This window comes from Kitasatospora sp. NPDC056327, from assembly GCF_042261735.1.
GTDB lineage: Bacteria > Actinomycetota > Actinomycetes > Streptomycetales > Streptomycetaceae > Kitasatospora.
Genome location: NZ_JBHJRC010000062.1, coordinates 1 through 15,217 on the forward strand (window position 1 = coordinate 1; position 15,217 = coordinate 15,217).

Below are 15,217 nucleotides of genomic sequence, written 5' to 3' on the forward strand. Positions count from 1 at the left end.
CCCGCCGGCACCGGCGGGCGGGCAGCCGAGACCGGGGCGGGCGGTCAGCCCGAGGCGCGCGGACCCACGCCGTGCAGCAGGGTGTCGACGATCCGGGCCGCCAGGGTGTCCGGGTCGGCGTCGACCGGCCCCGCGCCGCCCTCTCCGTGCAGGGCCTCGCCGATGAGCGCGTAGAAGACCCGGCGCACCCACTCCAGGTCCGCGTCCGGGGCGATCACGCCCTCGGCGCGGATCCGGCCGAGCAGCTCGACGCAGCGGCGCGCGATGTCCTCGTGGGTGCGCGCGGCCCGCTCGGACTGCTCGGCCGCCGGCCCCAGTGCGAAGCCCCAGGCCGCCTTCACCCGCAGCACGTTGGCCGTCGCCCGGTGCAGCGCGACCAGCGGCGGGGCGGTCTCCGGGTGCCCGTCCTCGATCGCCTCGGCGAGCTTGACGGCGGCCTCGGCGGCGAGCGCGTCGATCAGCGCCTGCCGGTTGGCGAACCTGCGGTGGACGGTGGTCCGGGTGACCCCGGCGGCCTCCGCGATCTGCTCCATGGAGGCGCCCGGGGTTCCGGCGAGAACGCGCTCCGCCGCCGCGAGGATCGCGCGGACGCTGCGTTCGGCGTCGGCGCGCAGCGGCCGCCCGGGCGTGTTGCTCATCTGTCTGCCTCCAACTCTGCGTATCGGGGAACGGTACAGCGGGGAAACGGCTCGCCCACTAACTGAAACAATAGTGTCGCAGATCAATGATTATCCGATACTCTCGTGTCACAGTTCGCGAGACAAGGAGCACCATCGTGCGCACGGCCACCACTGCTCTGATCACCGGCGCGTCATCCGGCCTCGGCGCCGAGTTCGCCGCCCAGCTCGCCGCGCGCGGCCACGACCTCGTCCTGGTCGCCCGTTCCGCCGACCGCCTCCACGACCTCGCCGAGCGCCTCGGCGAGGAGCACGGGATCACCGCCCACGTCCTCGTCCAGGACCTCTCCGTCCCCGACGCCGCCCGCCGGGTCGGCGCCGAGCTCGCCGACCGCGGCCTGACGGTGGACCTGCTGGTCAACAACGCCGGCTTCGGCACCTGCGGCCCGTTCGAGACGATCGACGGGCAGCGCGACCACGACCAGCTGATGGTCAACGTCGTCGCGCTCGTCGACCTCACCCACGAGCTGCTGCCCGGCATGGTCGCGCGCGGCAAGGGCGCGGTGATCAACGTGGCGTCCACGGCGAGCTTCCAGCCGACCCCGTACCTCGCCGTCTACGGGGCGTCCAAGACCTTCGTGCTCAACTTCAGCCTCGCGCTGCGCCAGGAGTACCGGCGGCGCGGCATCCGCGTCCTCGCCTTCTGCCCGGGGCCGGTGGAGACCGAGTTCTTCAACGTCATCGGCACCCGGAAGGCCGCCGTGATGGGCAGCTTCGCCACCCCCGGCCCGGTCGTCCGGGCCGCCCTGCGGGCCCTCGACGCCGACCGCTCCTACGTGGTGCCCGGCCTCAGCAACCAGATCAGCGCCCACCTCACCCCGCGCCGGCCGCGCGCCTTCGTCGCCGCGATAGCGGAGCGGATGTCGCGCGGGGTGCGCGACGCGATGGCCGGCGGGCGCGCCCCGGAGCGGGTGGGCTGACGGGCGCCGGCCGACGGCGCCGTGCGGACGGACGGCTGGTGGGCGGACGGCAGGGGGGCGGAGGCCGCCCGGCACTGCGCTCACGGCGGCTCCCTGCCGCGCCCGCCGGGAGAGCTGCTCGCCTCCTGGCGGGCCGGCCCCGCCGCCCTGATGTCCGTCCCGATCGGCCCGGCCGCCGCGCTCACCGGCTCCCGCCCCGGGGCTCGGCCGGATCCGCGATGGCCGGGACGTCGCGGACTCCCTCCCCGGGCCTCGCCCCCGGTTCCGGCTTCCGGGCGTCGGGTGGCGGCGGCCCGGCCGGACGGTGCGGCGCCGGAAGTTCCTGCACGACTCGTTGTGGGGGAGTCGGGGGGCGGATACTCCGTGTTGACACGCCCGGCATCGACCCGGCCACCGCACGGGCGGTGCCGGAGCTCCAGGCCGCTCCGGCGCGTACCGGGGCGCGTCGGGCGCGGTGCGGTTCGCCGGGGGCGCGCCGGGGCGAAAATCGCTTGACCCGGTCGCGGGGTGCCGTTGCACTGTGGCCCGGGTGCCACGGCCGTGGCACCCGGTGACCCGGGAGGCAGCGGTGGCAATGGAGATACGTTCCACGACCGAGCAGGACCGCGAGGTCTACATCGACACCCTCCTCGCCGCGTTCGGGCTCTTCCCCGGCCCCACCACCGAGGACGGCGGCGGTGCGTGGTGGTCGGCGGTGGAGCTGGACCGCGGCGTGCTGGCCGTGACGCCCGAGGGACGGCCGGTCGGCACCGCCGGCGCGCACTCCCTGGAGCTGACCCTGCCCGGGGAGGTCGTCGTCCCGGTCGCCGGGGTGACAGCCGTCGGCGTCCTGCCCACGCACCGGCGCCGGGGCGTCCTCACCGGGATGATGCGCCACCAGCTCGCCGAGGTGCGCGAGCGGGGGGAGTTCCTCTCGGTGCTGCTGGCCTCCGAGGCCGTGATCTACCGCAGGTTCGGCTACGGACCGGCCACCTACACGGGGCGGCTGACGGTCCCGCGCCACCGGGCCGCGCTCGCGGCACCCCGCGCCGGGGCCGCGGACGCCGGCTCCGTCGAGGTGCTGCGGAGCACCGAGTGCCGCGACATCGTGGAGGAGGTCTACGACCGCTACCGCCGCGTCCAGCCCGGCGCGGTCTCCCGGCCGCACCGCTGGTGGACGCTCCGCGCGGGGCAGCCCCCGATCTCCCCGGCGCCCCGCTTCATCGCCCTCCACCGGGACGCCGACGGCGTCCCGGACGGCTACGCCTGCTACTGGCTCGGCGACCCCGACCCGGTGACCAGGGCGATCACCCTGACGGTCGACGAGACCGTCGCGCTCGACGACACCGCGTTCACCGCCCTGGCCGGCTGTCTGCTCGCCCACGACCTGGTCGGCGAGGTCGTGTTCAAGCACCTCCCGGCCGACCACCCGCTGCGCTGGCAGCTCGCCGACTTCCGCGCGGGCACGGTGAGCCAAAGCATCGACTGGCTCTGGATCCGGCTGCTGGACGTCCCGCGCGCGCTGACCGCCCGGGGCTGGTTCGCGGACGGGGAGATCGTCCTGGACGTCGCGGACGGGTTCCTCGGCGAGCCCGCCCGCTACCTGCTGACCGTCCGCGACGGAAAGGCCGAGTGCGTCCGGACGGACCGGGAGCCCGACCTCTCCCTGGACGTCAGCGACCTGGGCTCGATCTACCTCGGCGGCACCACCCCGAGCACCCTCGTCCGCGCCGGGCACGTCCGCGCCCACCACCCCGCCGCCGCGGCCCTCGCCGACACCCTCTTCCGCCCCGACCGCGCCCCGCACTGCCTCCACTGGTTCTGACGCGGCACGCCTACGGCCCGCCGCGTCAGGATCGGAGCGGCGGGCCGTTTCGGCGCTTCAGGCGTCGACGGTGGCGGCGTAGGTGGTGAAGGCCTGCCAGGCGTCGGGGGTGAAGGTGAGGTGGGGGCCGCTCTTGTCCTTGGAGTCGCGGACGAGGACGGCGGTGGTGGTCTCGGCCACCTCGACGCACTCAACGCTCTCGTTGCTGCTGTAGCTGCTCTTGACCCACACGGGCTCTGACATGTCTACCGCTCTCCCAGGATCTTCTCGATCAAGGCGAGTGACTCCGTCAGATCCAGAGCCTGCGCCCTGATGCTGCTGTACCGTGCGTTCATAATACGGACCTGGTCGGGGTCGATGATGAGCCGGTTGACGTGTTGAACCTCCACGAAGGCCACGGGCGGCCTGTCCTTGGGCGTGATGATGGTGAACGAGCCTCCCATGCCTGCGTGATGTGTCCTTTCGAGTGGCAGGATCTGCAGTTCGAGACCTCGCATGCTGCTGACTTCAAGTAGGCGCCGCAGTTACTTCTCGTGAATGTCCCAGCCGCCGACGGGGCGCCGCAGAACGCTCTCGTCCACGACCCAACTCATCAGCGGTAGTGGTGAGCGAGTCAGGATTTCCTGTCGCGCCATTCGGGCGGCCACCCACTTCTCGACCTGCTCCTCCGGCAGCACGGGTCGACGCATCTCGAACAGGGCCCGCGTGTGATCTTCGATCTGAAGCAGTCCTGGGACACCGAGTACGCTGAAGCTGTTGAGCTCGACGGCTTTGGACTCCTCTTCGGTGAACGCCTTCGAGAACGCGGGGTGCCGGGTGCTCACCCGAATCTTCGCCTTCATGACATCGTCCGCGATGGCCTTCAACAGGCCTCCCGCGCCGAGAGGTTCATCCGCGGCGTTGAGGAACTCGACGCGCGGGGTTCGTCGGCCTCGCTCGATCGCACCGATCAGGTCTTCGCCGTACCCCAGCCTTTCGGCCATCTCGCGCTGTGTCAGTCCCGCGCGCTCGCGCAGGATCCTGATGATCTTCCCCACCGCGCTGTAGAACTCCGAGACGCCCTCGGCGTCACCCACCGGTTCGTCGCTGTCGAACACGACCCTCATGATCCCGCCCACTGTGAACCCTCCCATTCGTTCGTGGCCGCGCCATGGCCGAGTCTGTGCGCAAACCGAATGTGCTTGCATGGACACTCTCCGTGCCCGGCGATGCCGTGGTCAGCGTACGGCTGACCCGCCACGCTTTGTCCAATGAGGGCCGAATTTCCCCCGGTAGCCCCACCCCGCGCGCTCGCAGCGCGCGCCCCTGTCGGCCACCCCCAAGCAGGCGATCATCGGATGCCGGCTTTCTCGACGGGAGTTCGCCTTCTGCGGGATCAACTCCGCTTCTCCAAAGGCCTGTCGATCCACTCGGCTGATCGACGCCGGTGCCTCGATCTGCGGGCCGCCGGCTGTAGGGCGGGAGGGGCCGTCATCGTGCGGGTCCGGTCCGGGCGGGTTCCCCGCGCGGGAAGTCGGATCCGCCGACTTCCCGCGCGCCGTTCATCGTTCGGTCGTCTCCGCCCGGACCCAGTCCAGGTACGCGGGGCTGCCCGCGACCACCGGGACGGCGACGACCTCCGGGGTGTCGTAGTCGTGCCGCTCGCCGATGAAGGCCGTGAGCGCGTCGGCGAGGCCGGCCCGGGTCTTGAGGTCGATCCGCCACTCGGGTGCGTCCTGGACCTCGCCGTCCCACCAGTACACGGACCGGACCCGGTACACCTGCGCGCACGCCGCCAGCCGTGCCCGCACCACGTCCGCCGCGAGTGCGCGGGCCTTCGCCTCGTCGTCGTGGGTCGTGGTGATCACCAGGAGGCCGTCGCCGCTGTTCGTCATGCCGGAAGCCTAGGCGCGGGGCGGGTGTGCGGCGCGGGCGGTCAAGAGAAGGTCACTGTTGTTCGTCACCATGCCGAAAGCCCGGATCCGGCGGTAACCTACTCACTTACCCAGCGGGGGACTCGCCCAAGCCGTCCTGAAGTCGCCATTTCTGACACGCACCTGACGAGTCGTCATCTGCGTGTGTCCGAGGGAGTACCTATGTCCCGGAGCCGCAAGCTCCACCGCCTCAGCAACCCCGACTCCGCCGAGCGCCGCGCCCAGCGCATGCTGTTCCGGCACCTCCGCGACGACACCAACGCGAACCGTGGCCGGATGGCGCGACGGGTGCGCGAGCTCCAACTCCTGCTGGCGATGGACCCGATCGAGTTCGAGCAGCTGATCGCCCGGCTGATGGAGTCGATGGGCATGAAGGTCGAGCTGACGGCCCGGTCGAAGGACGGCGGGGTGGACGTCCGCGGCGTCGACACCGACCCGTTCCGGGGCGGGAACGTGATCGTGCAGGTCAAGCGGTACCGGGACACCGTGACGCCGTCGGCCGTGCGGGACCTCTTCGGCACGCTGCAGCACGACGCGGCGGCGACGAAGGCGGTGCTCGTCACCACCAGCAAGTTCGGGCCAAGCTCGCACCAGTTCGTGTCCGGCAAGCCGATCACGCTGATCAACGGCTCCGAGCTGGTCGGACTGCTCAAGCACCACGGGTTCCACGAGGTGTTCGCACCGGCCTACGAGGAGGCGCGGACCGACGCGCCGGCCGATGCCGCCGGACAGTCGGAGATCGAGGTGGCCGCCGAGCCCTCCCGCCTCCTGCTCCACTGGACCGGCGAGGAGGAGTACGACATCGCCGCCCTGCTCTGCCAGGGCAACCGGGCGCTCTCGGACGACCACCTCGTCTTCTACAACAACGCCTCCACGCCCGACGGTTCGGTCCGGCTGGTGACCGGCTACGAGGACGCCAACGCCTGCCTGATGGTCGACTTCGAGGCGCTCCCCGCCGAGGCCGACCGGCTGGTCGTGATCGCCGCCGCCGACACCGAGAACCACCCCGGGGCCACCATGGGCGGGTTCGCCGGACCGGCGCTGATCCTCGAAGCGGGCGCCGACCAGGACGCGGCGGTCGTGCACCTGGCGGACGGCGCGGAGTCCAACATCGCGATGCGGCTCGGCCGCTTCGACCGCGACGACGCCGGGAACTGGGACTTCACCCCGGCCCTCGCCGGCTACCCGGGCGGTCTGCGGCAGGCGGTCGTCGCTTACGGCCTGGAGGTCGCCGAGGAAGCGCCGGCGGCCGCGGGGGCGTAGCGCCCGGGCCCGCGCGGGAAGTCGGCGGTTCCGACTTCCCGCGGAGCGGTCGGCGGACGGGCGCCGCGACGCTCGGCGGGCCGGGGACGACGCATCCGGGTCGGGCAGTGCCGGGCCCGGCTCGTCCTGCGCGACGACGAGCACGTGGGCGCCCGTCCCCGGACGGGCGCCCGCCCGGACACCGGCCCGGTCGTCCCCTGCGACGGGTCCGGGAGGGCGACGCCGGACACCGCCGCGTGCGTGCCCGCGTCGAGCACCCCCCGCCCGCAGGTGGAACCGGGCGATCCATGTACCTGTCCCCACCCCGACCACTGAGGACGGTTTCAGGTCCTGCCGGGGACGGGCCGGAGTGCGGGGTGCAACTGGTGCTCGGGGGCGAGGAGTTCGATTCCGAGCAGGCGGCCCTCGGCGTCGAAGTCGAGGACGAGGTCGCCGGTGGTGTCCTCGACGAGCAGTTGCCGGACCGCCGCGCCCGGGGCGATCGGGACCAGCCGGAGATAGGCAGCGGGGGCTTCGGGGTCATGGGTGACGTGCACGGGTGCTCCTCGTGATCGCGTGCGCGGGTGGGCGGCGCCCGGTTGCGGTCACCAGGCGGCCTCCTGGTAGTCCTTGAGGAAGACGCCGGAGAGCGGTGCGCCGGCCTCGCCGCGGACGATGGGGTCGTAGACGCGGGCGGCGCCGTCGACGATGTCGAGCGGGGTGCGGAAGCCGGTGGCGGCGAGCCGGGCCTTCTTGGGGGCCGGGCTCTCGTCGGTGATCCAGCCGGTGTCGACGGCGCACATGTGGACTCCGCGGGTGGCGAGCTTCTCGGCGCTGGTGCGGGTCAGCATGTTGAGGGCGGCCTTCGCCATGTTGGTGTGCGGGTGGCCGGCCGTCTTGTTGCGGACGGTGAACCGGCCCTCGACGGCGGTCACGTTGACGATGTAGCGGCGCGGGTGCGGCGAGGCGAGCAGCAGCGGGAGCAGCCGGTCGCAGAGCAGGGCCGGGGCGAGCGCGTTGACCAGCTGAACCTCCAGGACCTCGGCCGGATCGAGCGAACCGAGCTGCGCGGACCAGGAGTTGGCGGCGGCCGGATCGGGCAGCAGTCCGGCCTCGTCGACCGTGCCCGGCAGCGGGAGTGCGGCCGGCGGGGCGGCGGAGGCCGGGGCGAGTCCGGCGGTCGGCCAGGCCGGGGCCAGGGCGGGCATCGGCCGGAAGCCGGGCGCGTGCACGACGGTGCCGGCGTCGCCCGCGGGCAGGCCGGCCCGCTCCCCGGCGGCCAGCAGCGCGTAGGACTCCGGCGGGCGGCGGAGGGTCTGCGCGGCGTTGTTGACCAGGATGTCCAACGGCCGCCCCTCGGAGAGCAGTCGGTCGGTGAGGCCGATGACCTGGCGCGGGTCGCGCAGGTCGATGCCGGCCACGGTGAGCCGGCCCCACCAGGTCTCGCTGCCCTCGGCTGCGCGGAAGCGGCGGACGGTGTCGTGCGGGAACCGGCTGGTGACGACGAGTTCGGCGCCGTCGCGGAGCATCATCAGGGCCAGCTGGAAGCCGATCTTCACCCGGCCGCCGGTGAGCAGCGCGCGGCGCCCGCGCAGGTCGGTGGAGAGGGCGCGGCGGGCCCGGTTGTCGGCCGCGCAGGCGCCGCAGAGCATGTGGTAGAAGGCGTCCAGCTCCCGGTACGGCTGCTTGCAGACGTAGCAGCGGCGTCCGAGGCGCAGCCTTCCGGCGCTCGCGGGCGGCCCGGCCGGGGAGGCGAGCGGGGCGTCCTCGCGGCGGTCGCGGGCCCCGGTGGCGGTGGCGGCGAGCAGCGCGGCGTCGGCGGCGAGGGCGGCGGCACGCTCCTCCCGGCGGCGGCGCCTGCGGCTCTCGCGGTGGAAGGACTGGAGCTGGCGTTCGGCGTGCAGCCGGGTCTGGTGGTCGGTGGGCAGCGCCCGCAGCCGACCCAGGGTGCGGCTGAACGCGGCCAGTTCCTCGGCCGTGACCTCCGGGTCGGCCGCCGTTCCCGTGTCGTCCCGGACTGTCATGTCCGCCCCCTCGGTGCGCCGTCGACGTGCAAGTCGGAGCCGCTCCTGGGCGGGCTCCGGCCTGGGGGACTGTAGTCGATCGCCCCGGCGCACGTGCTCGAATATCCGGTGGTCGCGACCCGGGGGAGGCGGCGGCAACGCGGGTGCGGCCGGCGTCGGGGCGCCCCCGCTACGGCGCCGGGACGGCGGGCACGGTGGCGTTCGCCGGAACCGTCGCCGGAACCGTCGGTGGGAGGGTCGGCGGCGCGACGGTGACCGGCGGGACGGTGATCGGGCTGACGTGCGTGGGCTGGGTGCTCGGGCCGCCGGGCGGGCCGCTGAGGAGGACGTCGTCGGCGAGGTAGGGGCCCTGCCCGTACCAGCCGTGCAGCCGGACGTTGACGGAGGTGGTCGTCGGCCCGGTGGTGAAGGTGGTGGTCAGCTCCTGCCAGTCGGTGGCGTCGGGCGTCCAGACGGTCGGGCCGGTGAAGCCGTCGCCGGCCACGCCGAGGTGGACGAACCGGCCCTTGACCCAGGCGCTCAGCGTGTACGTGGCGTTGGGCGCGACCTTGACGTACTGCTCGCACTGCGCGGTGTCCGAGTCGCTGACGGCGCCGCGCAGCGCGTACCAGTAGGTGCGGCCCTCGCCGACCGGCCTCGCGGTCGTCGCGCACGTCCACGGGCTGAGCACGCCGCTGTCGAACCCGCCGTTGCCGAGCCGGTTGTCCCCGGCGGCCCCGGCGTTCCCGGCGAGCGTGGTGAGTCCGGCGGTCAGGGCGGCGGCGGTGACGATCCCGGACAGTTTGACGCGGAGGGCTGGCGGCCGGCGCCGGGAGGTGTCGTGTCGTGGCGAGCGTGGCATGGGGGTGCCTCTCGGGGACGGGGGGCCGCCGCCCGCCGCGCGCGGGGGGAGGTGACGCGGGGCGGGCGGCGGCGGGGGGAGGTGGTCCGGTGGGCGTGCTGGTTCGCCGGGGGGTGTACGCGGTACCGAGCATCAAACTGGACCGGATCGCCCGGACACGTCAAGGGCCCTCGGTGCATTCGGAGGCAAGTGGTGGCAAGGCTTACGCGGAGCTTAAGGTTCCGCCCGCCAGGGCCCGTCGAGGGCTCCGGCCCGCGCCCGATCCGTCCCCGGCTGCCGGCTCGGCCCTGCCCCGCTTCCCGGCCCCTGCCCCGCTTCCCGCCCATGTCGGGCGTCCGGCCGGTGTCCGGTTCCTGGAAGGGGCTCGCCGGGCCGGGTGGCGGCGCCTAGGGTTCCGGGATGACGAACGGAACGGGCCGGGACGGCCTGCGGATCGCCTTCTTCGGAGACTCGTTCACCCAGGGGGTGGGCGACCCGGAGTTCCGCGGCTGGGCGGGCCGGGTGATGACGGACTGCTGGGCGGACCTGGCGTCCGGGCCGGCCGCGGTGACGGTGTTCAACCTCGGTGTCCGGCGGCAGACTTCGGCTGACGTGCGGGTGCGCCTCCACGGCGAGGCGCGGGTGCGGCGGCAGCCCGGCGCGGACCACCGGCTGGTGCTGTCGGTGGGCAGCAACGACGCGACCGAGGAGGACGGCCGGCCACGGGTCGCGCCGCGCGACTGCCTGGAGAACGTCGCCGCACTGCTGGACGGCGCGCGCGGCCTCGGCTTCGCGCCGCTGGTGGTCGGACCGCCGCCGGTGGTCGGTTCGGGCGCCGCGCACCTGGAGCGGCTGCTGGAGCTGGCGGAGGGGATCGCCGGGGTCTGCGCCGGGCGCGGGGTGCCGTTCGCCGACGTGACCCGGGAGCTGGCGGCGGACCGGATCTGGCGGGCGGAGGCGCTGGCCGGGGACGGCGCGCACCCGGGCGCGGGCGGGTACCGGCGGCTCGCCGACCTGGTGCTGCGGGGCGGGTTCCGGGAGTGGCTGACGGGGCACCGGGAAACGGGGAGGGCGGAGGGGGCGCAGGACGGGGCGGGAGCGGAGGAAGGCGCGGGGACGGCGGGTCCGGCTTGACCTAGAGCGCACTCCAAGGGAGAGGCTGTTCCCGTTGATCCGACCGACGTCGGCGCCACGGGGCCGACAGCAGTGAGGAGTACCGTCATGCGCAACGCCACGCTCGGCACCGAGGGTCCCGAGGTCGGGGTCGTCGGCCTCGGCTGCATGGGGATGACCTGGGCCTACGACGTCCACAACCGTGACGACGAGAACGCCGTGCGGGTGATCCGGCAGGCGCTGGACCTCGGCGTCACGCTGATCGACACCTCCGACATCTACGGCCCGTACAGCAACGAGGAGGTGGTCGGCGCCGCCCTGGCCGGCCCCCACCGGGAGCGCGCGGTGCTCGCCACCAAGGTGGGCCTGGTGCCGGGCAACGGCGAGGAGCGGGTGCTGCGCAACGGCCGCCCCGAGCACATCCGCCGGGCGATCGACGACAGCCTGCGCCGGCTGGGCACCGACCACGTCGACCTCTACCAGCTGCACCGGATCGACCCGGAGGTGCCGTTGGAGGAGTCCTGGGGCGCGCTCGCCGAGGCGGTCGCGGCCGGAAAGGCCCGCCGGATCGGGCTCTCCGAGGTGAACGTCGAGGAGATCCGGCGCGCGCAGGCCGTCCACCCGGTGGCCTCGGTGCAGAACGAGCTGTCGCTGTGGACCAGGGACTCGCTCGCCGAGGTGCTGCCGTACACCGAGGAGCAGGGCATCGCGTTCCTGCCGTTCTCCCCGCTCGGCCGGGGCTTCCTGACCGGTGGCATCGCGTCCTTCGACGAGCTGCCGGCCGACGACTTCCGCCGCGGGCTGCCGCGCTTCCAGCAGGAGGCGCTGAAGGCCAACCTGGCGTTGGTGGAGCGGGTGCGGGAGGTCGCGGCGCGGGTCGGTGCGACGCCCGCGCAGGTCGCGCTGGCCTGGGTGCTGGCGCAGGGGCGGTACGTGCTGCCGATCCCGGGCACCAAGACGCCGAAGTACCTGGCGGACAACGCGGCGGCGGCCGACCTGGTGCTCTCGCCCGCGGACCTCGCCGAGCTGGACGCGCTGCCGGAGGCGGCGGGCGGGCGCTACTGAAGTCCGCCGCCGGTCGGCCGTCGCAGGGGTGCTCGCCCGTCCGGCCCGCTTCCGGGCCCGTGGACGACACCGGCGGACGGCCGCCCCGGCCGCCCCGGCCGCCCCGGCCGGCTCGGCGGCCGTCGGGTGCGCGTGCCCGGACGCGGGGCGCTGCCCGAGTGCTGCTGGCCCGCGTCGGCCGACGCGCCGGCCGGGGTCCGCGCTCCGGTGGGGAACGGACCGCCGGTGGGCGGTCGGGAGGCGCCGCCGCGAACCGGGTGCCGGGTGGGGGCGTCGGCCCCGGTGCGGGCGCGGGCGCCGGGGTGCCCGCCGTGGGTGCCCGCCACAGGTGCCGGGTGCGGGCCGTGGCGGGGGAGGTGGATTCGGTGTCAGACGGTCTCCGGGCCGGTCGGCGGTTGCTCCTGGACCCAGATCTGCTTGCGCCCGGTCTCGCCCGGCGACCGCACCGGGGAGGCGATCACCCGGTCGAGCCGGAAGCCGAGTCGGCGGGCCACGCCGGCGCTGGGGGTGTTGGCCGGGTCGCAGTGGATCTCGACCCGGTGGATCCCGGGCAGGGCGAGCGCCGCCGCGGCGACGGTCCGGGCGGCGGCGGTGGCGATGCCGCGTCCGCCGTGGCCGGCGTCCAGCCAGTAGCCGATCTCCAGCGCGCCCGGTCCGATCCGGCCGTGCAGGCCGAACGAGCCGATCACCCGGCCCGGTTCGGCGTCCGGGACGGCCAGGTAGATGAAGTCGGTGCCGGCGTCCCAGGCGGCCGCGCCGGCCGCGGTGAGCTCGGCGGTCCGGGCGGCGGAGGGCGCCTCGGCGGCCCACTCCAGCCAGGGCCGCAGATGGTCGAGGTTGGCCCGGACGGCGGCGTTGAGCGCGGGCGCATGGTCCGGGGAGCGCCGCCGCAGGGTGATCCCCCCGGCCGGCCGCAGCAGTTCGGGCGGCCGGCCGGGGGGGAGGACGTTCGTCGTGCCGGGGGCCCCGCACGGTGGTGGTGGCATGACGTGATTCATGACAGCGATTATGTCGCCGCCCTGTACCTGTCACCACGGGCCACCACAGCGCGCCGGCACGCTCCGGGGGCGTGTCAGAGGCGGATCAGGACTTCGTCGAGATCCTTGCGCCGCAGGTCGGGCACGCGCGCCCCCTCGGCGGGGTAGCCGACCGGGATGACGTAGGCGGCCCGCTCCTCCTGCGGCCGTTCGCACACCTCGTTGAGGAACTTCATCGGGCTCGGCGTGTGGGTGAGGGTGGCCAGGCCCGCCTGGTGCAGCGAGGCCAGCAGCAGGCCGACGGCGATCCCCACCGACTCCTTGGTGTAGTAGGGGCGCGGTGACTGGGGGCCCTTGTGCACCTCGAAGACGACGATCACGGCCGGCGCGTCCTCCAGGAACGGCTTCTGCCAGTCGGTGCCGATCGGCGCCAGTGCGGCCAGCCACTCCTCGGAGGCCCGGTGCGCGTAGAACTCGCGCTCCTCGGCCTCGGCGGCCTCCCGCAGCCGGCGCTTGCGTTCCGGGTCGGTGATCACCACGAACCGCCAGGGCTGGACGTGTGCGCCGCTCGGCGCGGTGTTGGCGGTGCGGACCGCCCAGTCGACCACGCCGTCCGGGATCGGTCGGGTCGAGTAGTCACGGACGGTCCGGCGCTGCGCCATCACGTCGTGGAAGGTCCTGCCGCGGGCCTCGGCCTCGTGGGCGGGCACGGTCATCGGGGTGAGCGGGACGGTCGGGTAGGACGTCCCGGCTGCTGCGCTGTCGAGAGCGGTGCTGTCAACCATGGGCGACAGCACAGCACATGACGGCGGGCCGGGGAAGAGGTCTGGACCTTGTCCGTGATCCTTCCGGACTCCGTCCCGCTCCCCGTCCCCGGCCCGCCACCGTCCCGTCCGCGGTTCGCCGCCGCGTCGTCCGCGGTTCGAGCCCGCGTCCGTGCCCGGCTACAGCTCGCGCACCTGCCCGCCGCCGACCTCGATCCGCCGGTTCACCGCCACCGTGTCCAGCATCCGCCGGTCGTGCGTGACCAGCAGCAGCGTGCCGGTGTACGAGCCCAGCGCCGATTCCAGCTGCTCGATCGCGGGCAGGTCCAGGTGGTTGGTGGGCTCGTCCAGCACCAGCAGGTTCACCCCGCGGGCCTGCAGCAACGCCAGCGCCGCCCTGGTCCGCTCGCCGGGGGAGAGGGTGTCCGCCGGGCGCAGCACGTGCACGGCCTTCAGGCCGAACTTGGCCAGCAGGGTGCGCACCTCCTCCGGCGCGAGCTCCGGGACGGCGGCGGCGAACGCCTCCAGCAGCGGCTCCCCGCCGAGGAAGAGCCCGCGCGCCTGGTCCACCTCGCCGACCACCACGCCGGAGCCCAGGACGGCGCTGCCGGAGTCGAGCGCGAGCCGGCCCAGCAGGGCGGCCAGGAGGGTGGACTTGCCCGCGCCGTTGGCGCCGGTGATCGCGACCCGGTCCGCCCAGTCGATCTGCAGGTCCACCGGGCCGAGGGTGAAGTCACCGCGCCGGGCGGTGGCCCCGCGCAGGGTGGCGACCACCGAGCCGGAGCGCGGCGCGGCGGCGATCTCCATCCGCAGCTCCCACTCCTTGCGCGGCTCCTCGACCACGTCCAGCCGCTCGATCATCCGCTGGGTCTGCCGGGCCTTGGCGGCCTGCTTCTCGGTGGACTCGGTGCGCATCGCGCGCCCGATCTTGTCGTTGTCGCTCGACTTGCGGCGGGCGTTGCGGACGCCGTTCTCCATCCAGCCGCGCTGCATCCGGGCCCGGGCCTCCAGGCCGGCCTTGGTGTCGGCGTACTCGTCGTACTCCTCGCGGGCGTGCCGGCGGGCGGTGGCGCGCTCCTCCAGGTACGCCTCGTAGCCGCCGCCGTAGAGGTTCACCTGCTGCTGGTGGAGGTCCAGCTCCAGCACCTTGGTCACCGTGCGGGCCAGGAACTCGCGGTCGTGGCTGATCACCACGGTGCCCGCGCGCAGACCCTTGACGAAGGCCTCCAGCCGCTCCAGGCCGTCCAGGTCGAGGTCGTTGGTGGGCTCGTCGAGCAGGAAGACGTCGTAGCGGGAGAGCAGCAGCGAGGCGAGGCCGGCCCGGGCGGCCTGGCCGCCGGAGAGCGCCGTCATCGGGAGGTCCAGGGAGACCTTGAGGCCGAGGGAGTCGGCGACCTCCTCGGCGCGCTCCTCCAGGTCGGCGCCGCCCAGCTCCAGCCAGCGGTCCAGGTTCACCGCGTAGGCGTCGTCGGCGCCGGGCACGCCGTCCACCAGGCCCTGGGTCGCCTCGTCCAGCGCGGCCTGGGCGGCGGCCACCCCGGTGCGGCGGGCCAGGAAGTCGCGGACCGACTCGTCCGGCCGGCGCTCGGGCTCCTGCGGGAGGTGGCCGACGTTGGCGGTGGCCGGGCTGAGCCGCAGCGAACCGCCCTCGGGGCTGTCCAGGCCGGCCAGCAGCCGCAGCAGGGTGGACTTCCCGGCCCCGTTGACGCCGACCAGGCCGATCACGTCGCCGGGGGCGACGACCAGGTCCAGGCCGGAGAAGAGGGTGCGCTCGCCGTGGCCGGCGGCGAGGTCCTTGACGACGAGTGTGGCGCTCATGATGCCCCCGATTCTAGGCGTGTCCGGCCGCCGTCCCCCCGGCCGTCCCCCCGGCCGTCCCCCCGCCGGCCCGAACGGCC

14 protein-coding genes and 1 pseudogene are annotated in these 15,217 nt (G+C 74.2%); 5 read left to right on the forward strand and 10 right to left on the reverse strand.

Annotated features, from left to right (window positions below; translation table 11 throughout):
- Positions 1 to 44 precede the first annotated feature (44 nt).
- A complete protein-coding gene (locus ACFCX4_RS12085; protein WP_376141082.1) occupies positions 45 to 638 on the reverse strand; it encodes a TetR/AcrR family transcriptional regulator in 594 nt (197 codons plus the stop codon).
- Between the two features lie 137 nt (positions 639 to 775).
- Here ACFCX4_RS12085 and ACFCX4_RS12090 point away from each other — a divergent pair, with 137 nt between their 5' ends.
- Both ACFCX4_RS12090 and ACFCX4_RS12095 read left to right on the forward strand, forming a co-directional pair.
- Positions 776 to 1,597 (forward strand): SDR family NAD(P)-dependent oxidoreductase, encoded by an 822-nt coding sequence (locus tag ACFCX4_RS12090; RefSeq protein WP_376141084.1) that lies wholly within the window; start codon positions 776 to 778, stop codon positions 1,595 to 1,597.
- 574 nt (positions 1,598 to 2,171) lie between these two features.
- Entirely contained in the window at positions 2,172 to 3,401 is a 1,230-nt protein-coding gene (locus ACFCX4_RS12095; protein ID WP_376141086.1) for a GNAT family N-acetyltransferase, read from the forward strand.
- 57 nt (positions 3,402 to 3,458) lie between these two features.
- On the opposite strand, the gene ACFCX4_RS12100 is transcribed toward ACFCX4_RS12095, so the two are convergent.
- The 3 genes and pseudogenes from ACFCX4_RS12100 to cutA form a co-directional block, all read right to left on the reverse strand.
- Positions 3,459 to 3,644 (reverse strand): DUF397 domain-containing protein, encoded by a 186-nt coding sequence (locus tag ACFCX4_RS12100; RefSeq protein WP_376141087.1) that lies wholly within the window; start codon positions 3,642 to 3,644, stop codon positions 3,459 to 3,461.
- Positions 3,645 to 3,646: 2 nt separating this feature from the next.
- Positions 3,647 to 4,588 (reverse strand): annotated as a pseudogene (locus tag ACFCX4_RS12105) (Scr1 family TA system antitoxin-like transcriptional regulator).
- 354 nt (positions 4,589 to 4,942) lie between these two features.
- Positions 4,943 to 5,275, reverse strand: coding sequence for a divalent-cation tolerance protein CutA (cutA, locus tag ACFCX4_RS12110; RefSeq protein ID WP_376141089.1), 333 nt, complete (start codon positions 5,273 to 5,275; stop codon positions 4,943 to 4,945).
- Positions 5,276 to 5,476: 201 nt separating this feature from the next.
- Here cutA and ACFCX4_RS12115 point away from each other — a divergent pair, with 201 nt between their 5' ends.
- Positions 5,477 to 6,577 (forward strand): restriction endonuclease, encoded by a 1,101-nt coding sequence (locus ACFCX4_RS12115; RefSeq protein ID WP_376141091.1) that lies wholly within the window; start codon positions 5,477 to 5,479, stop codon positions 6,575 to 6,577.
- A gap of 323 nt (positions 6,578 to 6,900) precedes the next feature.
- On the opposite strand, the gene ACFCX4_RS12120 is transcribed toward ACFCX4_RS12115, so the two are convergent.
- The 3 genes from ACFCX4_RS12120 to ACFCX4_RS12130 form a co-directional block, all read right to left on the reverse strand.
- Positions 6,901 to 7,113 (reverse strand): DUF2283 domain-containing protein, encoded by a 213-nt coding sequence (locus tag ACFCX4_RS12120; RefSeq protein ID WP_376141093.1) that lies wholly within the window; start codon positions 7,111 to 7,113, stop codon positions 6,901 to 6,903.
- Between the two features lie 48 nt (positions 7,114 to 7,161).
- Complete coding sequence (locus ACFCX4_RS12125; RefSeq protein ID WP_376141095.1) at positions 7,162 to 8,580, reverse strand: SDR family NAD(P)-dependent oxidoreductase; 1,419 nt, start codon at positions 8,578 to 8,580, stop codon at positions 7,162 to 7,164.
- Between the two features lie 169 nt (positions 8,581 to 8,749).
- Positions 8,750 to 9,421: a carbohydrate binding domain-containing protein gene (locus tag ACFCX4_RS12130; protein ID WP_376141097.1), complete on the reverse strand. Its 672-nt coding sequence runs from the start codon at positions 9,419 to 9,421 to the stop codon at positions 8,750 to 8,752.
- Between the two features lie 399 nt (positions 9,422 to 9,820).
- Between ACFCX4_RS12130 and ACFCX4_RS12135 the strand changes: the two genes are divergently transcribed.
- Together ACFCX4_RS12135 and ACFCX4_RS12140 are read left to right on the forward strand one after the other, a co-directional pair.
- Positions 9,821 to 10,534, forward strand: coding sequence for a GDSL-type esterase/lipase family protein (locus ACFCX4_RS12135; RefSeq protein ID WP_376141099.1), 714 nt, complete (start codon positions 9,821 to 9,823; stop codon positions 10,532 to 10,534).
- Between the two features lie 87 nt (positions 10,535 to 10,621).
- Complete coding sequence (locus ACFCX4_RS12140; protein ID WP_376141101.1) at positions 10,622 to 11,578, forward strand: aldo/keto reductase; 957 nt, start codon at positions 10,622 to 10,624, stop codon at positions 11,576 to 11,578.
- 368 nt (positions 11,579 to 11,946) lie between these two features.
- Here ACFCX4_RS12140 and ACFCX4_RS12145 read toward each other — a convergent pair whose 3' ends face one another.
- The 3 genes from ACFCX4_RS12145 to ACFCX4_RS12155 form a co-directional block, all read right to left on the reverse strand.
- Positions 11,947 to 12,576 carry a GNAT family N-acetyltransferase gene (locus ACFCX4_RS12145; RefSeq protein ID WP_376141103.1) on the reverse strand — a complete coding sequence of 210 codons (630 nt, stop codon included), beginning with the start codon at positions 12,574 to 12,576 and terminating at the stop codon, positions 11,947 to 11,949.
- A 74-nt stretch (positions 12,577 to 12,650) separates the two neighbouring features.
- Complete coding sequence (locus tag ACFCX4_RS12150) at positions 12,651 to 13,340, reverse strand: nitroreductase family protein (RefSeq protein WP_376141105.1); 690 nt, start codon at positions 13,338 to 13,340, stop codon at positions 12,651 to 12,653.
- A gap of 159 nt (positions 13,341 to 13,499) precedes the next feature.
- Entirely contained in the window at positions 13,500 to 15,137 is a 1,638-nt protein-coding gene (locus ACFCX4_RS12155) for an ABC-F family ATP-binding cassette domain-containing protein (RefSeq protein ID WP_376141109.1), read from the reverse strand.
- Positions 15,138 to 15,217: the final 80 nt, after the last annotated feature.

Coding starts and splice junctions, on each gene's coding strand:
- ACFCX4_RS12125 (WP_376141095.1), bottom strand. CDS start 8,580: ATGACAGTCCGGGACGACACGGGAACGGCGGCCGACCCGGAGGTCACG.
- ACFCX4_RS12145 (WP_376141103.1), bottom strand. CDS start 12,576: ATGAATCACGTCATGCCACCACCACCGTGCGGGGCCCCCGGCACGACG.
- ACFCX4_RS12130 (WP_376141097.1), bottom strand. CDS start 9,421: ATGCCACGCTCGCCACGACACGACACCTCCCGGCGCCGGCCGCCAGCC.
- ACFCX4_RS12115 (WP_376141091.1), top strand. CDS start 5,477: ATGTCCCGGAGCCGCAAGCTCCACCGCCTCAGCAACCCCGACTCCGCC.
- ACFCX4_RS12155 (WP_376141109.1), bottom strand. CDS start 15,137: ATGAGCGCCACACTCGTCGTCAAGGACCTCGCCGCCGGCCACGGCGAG.
- ACFCX4_RS12150 (WP_376141105.1), bottom strand. CDS start 13,340: ATGGTTGACAGCACCGCTCTCGACAGCGCAGCAGCCGGGACGTCCTAC.
- ACFCX4_RS12085 (WP_376141082.1), bottom strand. CDS start 638: ATGAGCAACACGCCCGGGCGGCCGCTGCGCGCCGACGCCGAACGCAGC.
- ACFCX4_RS12140 (WP_376141101.1), top strand. CDS start 10,622: ATGCGCAACGCCACGCTCGGCACCGAGGGTCCCGAGGTCGGGGTCGTC.
- ACFCX4_RS12100 (WP_376141087.1), bottom strand. CDS start 3,644: ATGTCAGAGCCCGTGTGGGTCAAGAGCAGCTACAGCAGCAACGAGAGC.
- ACFCX4_RS12095 (WP_376141086.1), top strand. CDS start 2,172: ATGGAGATACGTTCCACGACCGAGCAGGACCGCGAGGTCTACATCGAC.
- cutA (WP_376141089.1), bottom strand. CDS start 5,275: ATGACGAACAGCGGCGACGGCCTCCTGGTGATCACCACGACCCACGAC.
- ACFCX4_RS12135 (WP_376141099.1), top strand. CDS start 9,821: ATGACGAACGGAACGGGCCGGGACGGCCTGCGGATCGCCTTCTTCGGA.